At 48.7% G+C, this 10,126-nt stretch carries 9 protein-coding genes; 3 read left to right on the top strand and 6 right to left on the bottom strand.

Annotated features, from left to right (window positions below; genetic code table 11):
• The first annotated feature begins 82 nt into the window (after window positions 1-82).
• A complete protein-coding gene (locus AB5443_RS09360; RefSeq protein WP_277134961.1) occupies window positions 83-2,623 on the top strand; it encodes a zinc-dependent metalloprotease in 2,541 nt (846 codons plus the stop codon).
• A gap of 64 nt (window positions 2,624-2,687) precedes the next feature.
• Here AB5443_RS09360 and AB5443_RS09365 read toward each other — a convergent pair whose 3' ends face one another.
• From AB5443_RS09365 to AB5443_RS09385, 5 genes are all read right to left on the bottom strand, one after another.
• A complete protein-coding gene (locus AB5443_RS09365) occupies window positions 2,688-3,137 on the bottom strand; it encodes an N-acetylmuramoyl-L-alanine amidase (protein WP_277134999.1) in 450 nt (149 codons plus the stop codon).
• 11 nt (window positions 3,138-3,148) lie between these two features.
• Window positions 3,149-3,466, bottom strand: a complete 318-nt coding sequence (locus AB5443_RS09370; protein WP_044655434.1) for a hypothetical protein — start codon at window positions 3,464-3,466, stop codon at window positions 3,149-3,151.
• Between the two features lie 142 nt (window positions 3,467-3,608).
• Complete coding sequence (locus AB5443_RS09375; protein ID WP_044655435.1) at window positions 3,609-4,130, bottom strand: HU family DNA-binding protein; 522 nt, start codon at window positions 4,128-4,130, stop codon at window positions 3,609-3,611.
• 189 nt (window positions 4,131-4,319) lie between these two features.
• Window positions 4,320-5,699 carry a replicative DNA helicase gene (gene dnaB / locus AB5443_RS09380; RefSeq protein WP_277134960.1) on the bottom strand — a complete coding sequence of 460 codons (1,380 nt, stop codon included), beginning with the start codon at window positions 5,697-5,699 and terminating at the stop codon, window positions 4,320-4,322.
• Window positions 5,689-6,306, bottom strand: a complete 618-nt coding sequence (locus AB5443_RS09385; RefSeq protein ID WP_277134959.1) for a hypothetical protein — start codon at window positions 6,304-6,306, stop codon at window positions 5,689-5,691. Before AB5443_RS09385 ends, dnaB begins: the two co-directional genes overlap by 11 nt.
• Window positions 6,307-7,338: 1,032 nt before the next feature.
• Here AB5443_RS09385 and ltrA point away from each other — a divergent pair.
• Window positions 7,339-8,844 carry a group II intron reverse transcriptase/maturase gene (gene ltrA, locus AB5443_RS09390; protein ID WP_277134958.1) on the top strand — a complete coding sequence of 502 codons (1,506 nt, stop codon included), beginning with the start codon at window positions 7,339-7,341 and terminating at the stop codon, window positions 8,842-8,844.
• Between the two features lie 157 nt (window positions 8,845-9,001).
• On the opposite strand, the gene AB5443_RS09395 is transcribed toward ltrA, so the two are convergent.
• The gene (locus tag AB5443_RS09395) at window positions 9,002-9,307 is read right to left on the bottom strand and encodes a DUF4248 domain-containing protein (RefSeq protein ID WP_022139056.1); all 306 of its coding nucleotides are present in this window, start codon (window positions 9,305-9,307) and stop codon (window positions 9,002-9,004) included.
• Window positions 9,308-9,513: 206 nt separating this feature from the next.
• Between AB5443_RS09395 and AB5443_RS09400 the strand changes: the two genes are divergently transcribed.
• Window positions 9,514-10,126, top strand: a 613-nt coding sequence (locus tag AB5443_RS09400) for a phage integrase SAM-like domain-containing protein (protein WP_368119603.1), incomplete at its 3' end; no start/stop codon positions are given.

The following is a 10,126-nucleotide window of genomic DNA, read 5'->3' on the forward strand; positions in this document are numbered from 1 at the left end:
TTTGTAAAAATAAGACAGTATGGTTTGGATAGCTCGTACGAATAATTAACTTTGCACTTGCTAACATCTTAAAAATAAAAGCATGAGAAAACTAACTACCCTTTTGTTGCTTCTGGCAATGTTGATTCCAACCGCCGGAGCACAGTCGACCGACATTTTTAAAAAGAAGAAGAAAAAGAAAAGCAAGACCGAAGCTGTAGACAAGGCCAAAGCCGACTCCATTGCCAAAGCCAAGAAATCCCCTTTTCAGCCTTACGCAAGTGTAATCACTCCAAAAGCCAAGACGATGAACGGCTTCTTCAAGGTGCACTGCGTAGAAGGAAAATACTTCTTCGAGATACCCGATTCCTTGTTTGGACGCGACATACTGATTGTGAACCGTATTGTGAAAGCGCCGGTAGACAAGCAGAAACGCAAAGCCGGTTATCCGGGCGACCATATCAGCGATGAAGTGATCCGTTTCGAACTGGGACGTGACAAGAAAATATTCGTACGTCAAATCTCCTATCTGGAACATTCCGCTGATACAATGGGGCTATATCAGGCAGTGTTGAACTCCAACGTGCAACCCATCGTCGCCACCTTCCCCCTGAAAACGATGCGTAAAGACAGCCTGACGAAAAACTATGTGATCGAAATGACCGACTTTATCCGCAAGGATGGCGATATGTTCTCTTTCTCCAACTATGCGAAAGACAATATCGGCGCAACCTCAATGATACCCGACGCCAGTTACATCGACACATTGAAAGCCTTCCCGCAAAACATCGAGATTCGCACCGTGCGTACCTTCCAGCGTAAGCCGCCTATGGGAAGCGCCTTCGAGAAAATGATGGCTCGATATAACAGCTCTTCCGGCCCGATGACCTACGAACTGAACAGTTCCATGCTGCTGCTCCCCAAAGAGCCGATGAAACCGAGACTGTTCGACGGTCGTGTAGGTTACTTTGCGGTCGGCTACAAAGACTTTGACGGCAATCCGCACGGAATGAAATACAAAGCGAACATCACCCGTTGGCGTCTCGAACCGAAAGACGAGGATAAGGAAAGATATCTGCGCGGCGAACTGGTAGAACCCAAGAAACCAATCGTTATCTACATTGACCCCGCCACTCCTAAAAAATGGGTTCCCTACCTGATTCAAGGAGTCAACGACTGGCAGAAAGCCTTTGAGAAAGCCGGCTTCAAGAACGCCATCATCGGCAAGGAAGCCCCCACGGACGACCCGACATGGAGCTTGGAAGACGCCCGCCACTCGGCTATCGTCTATAAACCGTCCGACATTCCGAACGCAAGCGGCCCTCACGTGCACGATCCCCGCAGCGGTGAAATCCTGGAAACACACATCAACTGGTATCACAACGTGATGCTTCTGCTCTACAACTGGTATATCGTACAAGCCGGAGCCATCGACCCCGGAGCACGCAAACCCCAGTTTGACGATGAACTGATGGGCGAACTGATTCGTTTCGTATCTTCCCATGAAGTAGGTCACACACTGGGCTTGCGTCACAACTTCGGCTCTTCCGCCACCGTCCCGGTAGAAAAACTGAGAGACAAAGCATGGGTGGAAGCCAACGGGCACACCCCGTCTATCATGGACTACGCACGTTTCAACTACATCGCCCAACCGGAAGACAACATCTCACGTGCCGGAATCTTCCCCCGTATCGGTATCTACGATGACTGGTCTATCGAATGGGGCTACCGTTGGATGCCCGAATTTGAAACGGCGGAAGCTGAAATCCCCTACATGAACAAATGGATTATCAGCAAACTAAAGGAGGACAAACGCTACACTTTCGGCACGGAAACCGACCGCGACGACCCTCGCAACCAAAACGAAGACTTGGGCGACGACGCAGTGCTGGCAGGCACATACGGCATCAAAAACCTGAAACGCATTATGCCCGAAATCATGAACTGGACGTACGAACCGAATGAAGATTACGAAAAGGCGAGCACCCTATATAGCAACGTAGTCGGACAGTTCTCCCTGTATATGGGACATGTAGCAACCAATGTCGCCGGTATTTACAGTACCCCGATTTCGGTAGAACAAACCGATGTGAAAGCTGTGGAATTTGTGCCGAAGGATATACAGAAGAAAGCTGTGACATTCTTGAACAAAGAATTATTCACTACGCCTACCTGGTTGATGGACGACAAACTGACAGAAAAGGCCGGAGTCAATACCTTCAATTATATCTTCCGCGTACAGAGTAATATCTTGAAACGTTTGCTTAGCAGCCGCACGCTGGACAAGATGACGACCAACGAATTGATGAACGGCAACAAAGCCTATACTTCCAATGAAATGTTCCAAGACCTGAAGAAAGGCATTTGGAGCGACCTCAGAGGTGGCAAGAAGCCCGACCTCAATCAGCGTGCTTTGCAGAAAGTCTATGTGAACGCACTGATTGCCATGCTCGACAAACCGAAGAGCAATGCGATGGGACAGTATTCTTCGGATTCTCCTTCGGAAGCTCCTGCCATTGCCCGCGGACAATTAGCAAGTCTTAGAAGTGAGCTGAACAGTGCGGCAAGTGCTTCAAGTGGCATATATAAGAGCCATTATCAAAACTTGAAAGCATTGATTGATACTGCCTTTGATGCTAAGTAAAAGGATTATAAATACAAAAAGCGGCTCGTATAGCAACGAGCCGCTTTCTTTTTTTTGGGGGGTATTACACTTTTCCCCAATCAGTCTCAGCATCAAAGCAAGGGCAAGCCTTAATCCATTCTTCCGGCTCAATCTCCCCATTCCCGTCCAAGTCCGGGCTCAAATCCCGATGCCCGCATACCCGGCAACCCGGATAATCCCTCAGCAGAGTAAGAATCAACACCCGCAGAGAATGTTTCTGCCACTCGGTACGCGTATCCTTCGGCCGTCCTTTACTGTCAAGTCCGCCCTCGTAACAAATGCCGATACTTTCACTATTGAAACCTTTCGCATGCGCTCCGATTTTCTCTATCGCCCGGGTAGACTTGATATCCCCGTTCTTCCGGATATAGAAATGATACCCCGCCCCGTTGAATCCCCGTCTGCGATGGCAGACATCCAAGTCATATTCCGTAAAGTCTTTGTCCTCGCGTGTAGCGGAACAGTGGACTACTATCAGGTTTATAGGTCGCATAACTTCCGACATCAGGCTTCCTTCAAACTCATGCCTGCGCTACCTGTATTGCTGCGCTGCGCACACTCCTTATTGACGCACTGCAAAGCGGCAGCCTGCGCCAACTGTCCTCGCAACGAGAAAATCTCCGTATGCATCTCCTTCACCCTCGAACTAAGGTCGAAATAATCCTTCAACACCTTCTCCAACTGCTGCATTAGAAAAGAATACTGGCCTTTCACCAATTCGCTGAACTCTTTGACCTCTTGCGCCATAACCTTGCGCTTCTTGCGGTTACTGCCCAAAAAGGGTAGAATCGTCATAATAATCTCTATGATTTTATCTAACATCTTAGTAAATTGAAAATTGAAACATGAAATTAGAAAATGGGAGAGAAAGCATGAACCACATGCCGGGGATAAAATAACTACTCCCCGGCATCCGTGTGGAACTGTTCATTAATGAGGTTTAACTCAAGGAAAGGGACAGCCTTTATGCTGCCGGATCCGGAGTTTCCCCGTCGTCCCCTTCACCGGAACCGCCGCCGTTTCCCCCTTCAGAACCGCCCCCTTCGGAACCACCTTTAGCATCACCCTTTCCCGCCAGGACGAAATCCACGTTATTCTCACTTCGGGTAGTGGTGTGACTCGTATTCACCAGATGCAGCGCCTTGTCAGCCACAAACCGGACATTCACCTTGCGGATGCAACGCACCGTGCAATCCTTCTCTTTCTCCGTGCCCTCGCTACTCAGCGTGATATGGAAAGTCCCCAACCCGTCAATCTTCACCTTGTCGCCTTGCGTAAGCGACAGGCGCAACTGCTCCACAAAAGCCTCGATAGCGTGCTTCACATCTCCTGCCGTGAGCGAGGAATTCGCTTCGATGGCATCCGCCAGCTTATTGACGTCCATCACCCTCACAGTACCCGATTTCTGGCGTACATAATACAACACCTGTGAGTCTTCCTGGCTCACATTCTTTCTGCGCTGATAGCGCTCCACCAATACGTTCATAATTTGAAAAAGTTAAGGTTTAAGTAATAATATTTTTCTGTCATTACGACCTTACAAAGATACGAAATCAGAAAGGCAAAGTCAAGTATTCTGCTAATTATTTCCTAGCGAAAAACAACCGTTTCCAACCAAAATGAACAAACGTTTATTGTTGTGAAATATTTATTGTAAATCGGGCGTAAAACGGTTTCATTTGGCATGTTTTTGCAGATACTCCAATGGTGGGACATAATCCGTAATCTTCGTCATTTCCGGATTGTGGCTGAAGTAAGCGTTTCCCGTCTCCCCGTTACGTTGTTTGGCAATGATGGCTATTCCAAGGTCTTTTGTCGGGTAACCACTTTCCCTGTCTGTGGTCAGCCGTGCCAACACCGGCCGATAAAGCAGTATCACCATATCCGCATCCTGTTCGATAGCCCCGCTTTCGCGTAGCTGGCTCAGTTCGGGACGCCTGTCTATCTGTCCTTCCGACAGACGGTTCAACTGGCTCAGCAGCACCACCGGTACGTTCAGTTCCTTAGCCAGCAACTTCGCCTTCCGTGCCGTCTGTGCCACTTCCTGTTCGCGGTTGCGGTTGCTCTGTCCGCTGCTCATGTCGCAGAGTTGCAGATAATCAATGATAATCATGCCGCACTCGTTACGGCTTTGCAGCAACCGTGCGCTGGAGCGCACATGCTCCATACTGACCACCGTACTGTCATCCACATGAATCGGCAATCGTGCCAGTCCGGCAGCCACGGCACGTGCTTCCGCCATCTCCTGAGGGCTGACCGTTCCCCCGCGCCAATGACCGGCACTGACATTGCTTGCCCCCGTCAGCCACCGGTCTGCCAACCTTTCTCCCTGCATCTCAAGACTGTAGACCGCTACGGCATACCCCGCCATTGCCGCGTTTCGTGCCAAATGCAATGCAAATCCCGTCTTCCCAACGCCGGGACGCGCAGCGATAACCACCAGTTCACCGTTCTGCAGACCGGACGTCATGCGATCCAAATCCGTCAGTCCCGTAGGAACGCCCGTCACGCCGTTCACGCTCCGGGCGATACGCCCCTCGGCTTCCGTCATGGCGTCCGCCATCAGCGTATCCATGTCGCGCATATTACTGTGGCGTCCGGATTCCCCTTCGAGGCGGTCGAGCAGGTTGTGCGCGTCCACCAGTGTGTCACCTATATCTATGGTTTCGTCCAACGAGCAGGCGAGCAACTTGTTCAGTCCCAGAATCATCTCCCGTCTCAGGAACTTCTCATGCACTATCTGCGCGTGATACTCGATATGTGCGGAGCTTGCCACTTTGCTGCTCAACTGCGTGATGCCAAAGGCACCGCCCGCATCCTCAAGCTTTCCCCGACGGGCAAGCTCCTCTTTCACGGTGAGGATATCTATCTTCATACCCGCCTGGTGCATGGCGAGCAAAGCGCTGAAAATCAACTGGTGACGCATCACATAAAACATCTCCGGGCGTAACTTCCCCGCTATCAGCGGCAAGGCATCCTGCTCGATAAGGCAGGCGCCTATGATAGCCTCTTCCACTTCGGGCGCTTGTGGTGAAACCCGGTTCTCAGTATTCATTAAGAAACGCTTTATTGGATAAGTAACTGCCTGCATGCAGGACATATTTGGAATTCGTCTGATGGAAATAATATTCCTCGATTTTGTCGATGGCGAGTTGCTGTTCTTTGCAACTGAGTTTTTTCCATTCGCGCTGCGCTTTGGCTATGTTCTCTTTGGGAAGTTGCGTAATGGCGTGATACTCGTCCCAGAAGTGGAAGAACTTCTCGTTGACGGCTTTCTTTTTCTTCATCGCTTCGGGATTCCCCACCCATTTGTCATATTCCACCACGCGGATATGCAGGGATTTGTCCTCATGCGGGATGATTTCTATCACTCCTGCGGTGGCCAGGTCATGAATCAGGCGGAAAGTCCGGGGGATGCTCCAGTTGAAAATCCGGCTCCAGTCGCGGTAGCTGTGCATGCTTTCGCCCCGCGGGCACAGGAGCTCCTTGTTCTGGTATCCGGTATATTGCGTCTCCGAATAGTTGACCTTCATAAGCATCATCAGGAGCGCCTCTGTATTCCCTTCGCAACCATGCCCGTTGTCAATCTGCTGTTGCAGCAAAGATTTGGGGATGATGAGGAACCCGTGTGCCGCCATGGATTGGAAATTAAATTTTTTCATAAGTTGAGCGTTTTTTTTATTTCCGGCAAAGATATGTCGGTTTTCATGCGTATGCAATAGGGCATGTTCGGCACGGTTCGCAGGGGTTGTCGGGTGGAGAATAGAGCTTAAAATATTTTTTTTTATCCTGAGATATAGCTTATTGGGGCAGGAAATAAAACAGACGTTCCGTTTGGGGGAAACAGAGCGTCTGTTTGGGGTGAACAGAGCCTTCGTTCGGACGAATCAGAGACTCCGTTTAGGGACGAAAAAACGGATATTTGTGCGTAACGCTTTGCGTAACACCTTTTTCTTCTTGTAAGTGGTTGTGCTATTGATTGTTACATGTGTCAAGAAAAAGTACGCGTAACGCTTAGCGTAACACATTATAAACAATAGTGCGACAAGCAAGTCGCCTCTCTTAATTGTTCAGCACCCATTTCACGAGTTGAAAACAGGATGTCTGAACCTGCTGTTCCGTCAGCAGTAGCTTGGAACACATGCATCACCAGCAATGACGTTGTGTGAAGCTGTTCGACAACGAACCCGCCGCAAGGGAAGACAGAACCGTGAGGGGAATCAACCGCCGCCAGCATCAGGCGGCTAAGGGGCTGAGCTGGATGGTACGGGTAAACTAATTGAACTGTCGGGAACTGTCGTGACTAATGAAAGGCTCAAGATGCTGTCGAGCCTTGACCAAAATGGTAAACGGTCGGATAACCTTTCTTGTTGTGAGGGTTACACGGACAAAGCACCGTCGGCAGATGGACAGACCCTAACCCGTCCGTAAGTTGGAGGGCGAAACTTGGTAAGCCCGTATATCTCCTGCCATGAACAGCAGGTAAGCCGAACGCAAGTAAAGCCGAACGGTATGCGGGTATGAGAGGATGGAGAAAGCGAACGCCACCCTTGTAATGGGGGAGGATAGGAATTGAGCGGAGCCACACATATATAAAGTAGCGAAGCGACATCATTCCACTGCGAAAGCAGGCAGACTTCCGTCTGGTATTTCTTTACAAAACGAATGGAGAACTTTTAAATGAAGAAATGCAAATGAACGAAGTGAAAACAAAGTGTGCGTCTTCACGCAGGGGCAGACCGAAAGGAGCTTGGAACAGCATGGACTGGGACAAGCTGCAAGCCGTTGTGCGAAAGCTTCAGGCACGGATTGTAAAGGCTCAAAAGGAAAAGAGATACAACAAGGTAAAAGCCTTGCAACGTATCTTGACTACCTCGTTTGCTGCGAAAGCGCTGGCAGTCAAACGTGTCACTTCCAATAAAGGAAAACGAACCGCAGGGGTGGACAATATAAAATGGACTACCCAAGCGCAAAAGCTCGAAGCGGTAGCTTCGTTAAAACGGAGGGGCTATAAGCCACTTCCACTGAAAAGGGTGTATATCGCCAAGAGCAATGGCAAGAAACGCCCGTTGGGAATACCCACCATGAAAGACAGGGCAATGCAGGCATTATATCTGATGGCTCTCGAACCCGTGACGGAAACGACCGCAGACCCGAATTCATACGGGTTTAGGAGATACAGAAGCACGGCGGACGCCATAGACGCACTGCATATAATGTTCAGCCATCAGCCTAACCCGCCACAATGGGTGCTGGAGGGAGACATCAAAGGGTGCTTTGACAACATCAGCCACGAGTGGCTTGTGGATAATGTACAAATCGACAAGCAGATATTAAAGAAGTGGTTGAAATGCGGAGCGGTCTTCAACAAGCTACTCTCCCCCACAACGGCAGGGACACCGCAAGGCGGCATCATATCGCCGACACTGGCGAACGCCACACTGGACGGAATGGAAAAGATGTTGCTAAAGAAGTACAGGGAAAGATACGTGAATGGAAAACGATACCGCCCAAAAGTCCATTTGGTACGTTATGCGGATGACTTTGTCGTATCAGCTGACACAAGGGAACTGCTGGAACTGGTCAAAGAGGACTTGAAACACTTCTTAGCCGTCAGGGGGCTGGAACTATCGGAGGAGAAAACGCTGATTACGCATATCACCGAGGGCTTTAACTTTTTGGGCTACAATATACGTCGATACAAAAGGAACATACTGGTAAAGCCTGCGAAGAAGAGCGTGAAGAGATTTGTGGAAAAGACTCACGAGGTTATATTCGGGAACAAGACGGCCAAACAGGAGGACTTGATTATGCAGCTCAACCCCGTGCTGAGAGGATGGGGAAACTACTTTAGATTCGTATCTGCCAAGAAGACGTTCAGCAATCTGGACTCCATCTTGGTAAGGCAACTCAAGAGATGGGCAAGCAGAAGACATCCCAAGAAAAGCCGCCGATGGGTGAAACAGAGATATTTCAAAACGGAAGGGCGCAGAAACTGGGTCTTTGCCGCAGACTTTAAGAAAGCCGATAATAAAGAAAGGATAAGGCTGGAACAATTAACCGACATCCCTATTTTAAGGTATAGGAAAGTCAAGGCGGAAATGAACCCGTTCGACCCCGAATGGCAGGAATACATGATGTGGAAACTCCGTGCTAAACGAGAACTGACTAAGAGCAAGACCTCAAGGAAAGCGAGTTGAGCCGGTTTAATTTATGAGAATTAAATTTAGAAATGCTTGAGCCGTATGATGGGAAACTATCAAGTACGGTTCTTAGGGGGGAAAGGGGCAGCAATGCCTCCGACCTACCCGATAATAATAAAATATATATTTAAAAATATATAGTTCGATTTTCCGTTTATTCCTTGCCGGCGTTTACATTATCAACTTCACGGTCGGCAGTTGTCGGCAGTTTGATGACGGGCGCTCCCAAACACTGGTAGAGGATGAGTTGCATCTTCGGGCTGACATCTAAAGTTGTCTTTGTGTAACCCGCAGCGCTCATTTGGGCGTATAGCTCGTCGTTGTCTTTGATACAGCTGCGCAGTTTTCTGCTGGCGGAACTGGGAGTTGATAACTCCGGGAAATAGTTTACCGCTAAGTCCGAGAAGTGCATGAAGCCGTTAATACAGTAGCCATTGTTGGCTGTTTCATGAATTGTCATGATTCTATTTGTTTTAAATTAAAATAACAATAGGACTCTTTGTCCTAAAAACTGTGCAAATGTAAGCAAATATTTCTGATAGATGTACTTCAAACCGTAAGTTTTTATTTTATGTTTTTTGTGTATGTAAAATTTAATATGTGTATTTTTGGAATTACTAAAAGTAGTTTTTTTATTTGTAAGTATTGATTATTAAAAATAATTTTATGAAAAATGAAAATTTAATTTCGTTTATGAGACAAGTGTACCAAGGCTTGGAAGTCAGTGGCAAACTGGGGACTGCCCATGTGTATAAGAGTACACTGAATGTGATTGTAGCTTTCCGGGGGAAGGATTATTTGCCGTTTCGGGCAGTGACTTCCGAATGGTTGAAGTGTTTTGAAAATAGTCTTCGCGCGCGCGGATGCAGTTGGAACACGGTGTCTACTTATATGCGTACGCTGCGTGCCGTCATCAACCGTGCGGTAGACCAGCGGAAAGCGGCATATGTGCCGCGCCTGTTCAGTGCGGTATATACGGGTACGCGTGCCGACCGTCACCGTGCATTGGACGACGAGGATATGAAGAAAATGTTCGCTTACCTGGCTCCTGAGAACATTACTTCCGGTATGAGATGCGCGCGGGAGTGTTTTATTCTGATGTTTCTGCTACGCGGATTGCCTTTTGTCGATCTGGCATATTTGCGTAAGCACGACTTACAAGGAAATGTCATAACTTATCGTCGGCGTAAGACCGGTCGTCCCCTGTCCGTGACGCTGACACCGGAAGCTATGCTACTGTTGGAGAAATATAGGAATCCCGATGCAGCGTCTCCTTATC

It is taken from the genome of Bacteroides sp. RTP21281st1_H5_RTP21281_210402 (genome assembly GCF_040918965.1).
Taxonomy (GTDB): domain Bacteria; phylum Bacteroidota; class Bacteroidia; order Bacteroidales; family Bacteroidaceae; genus Bacteroides; species Bacteroides congonensis.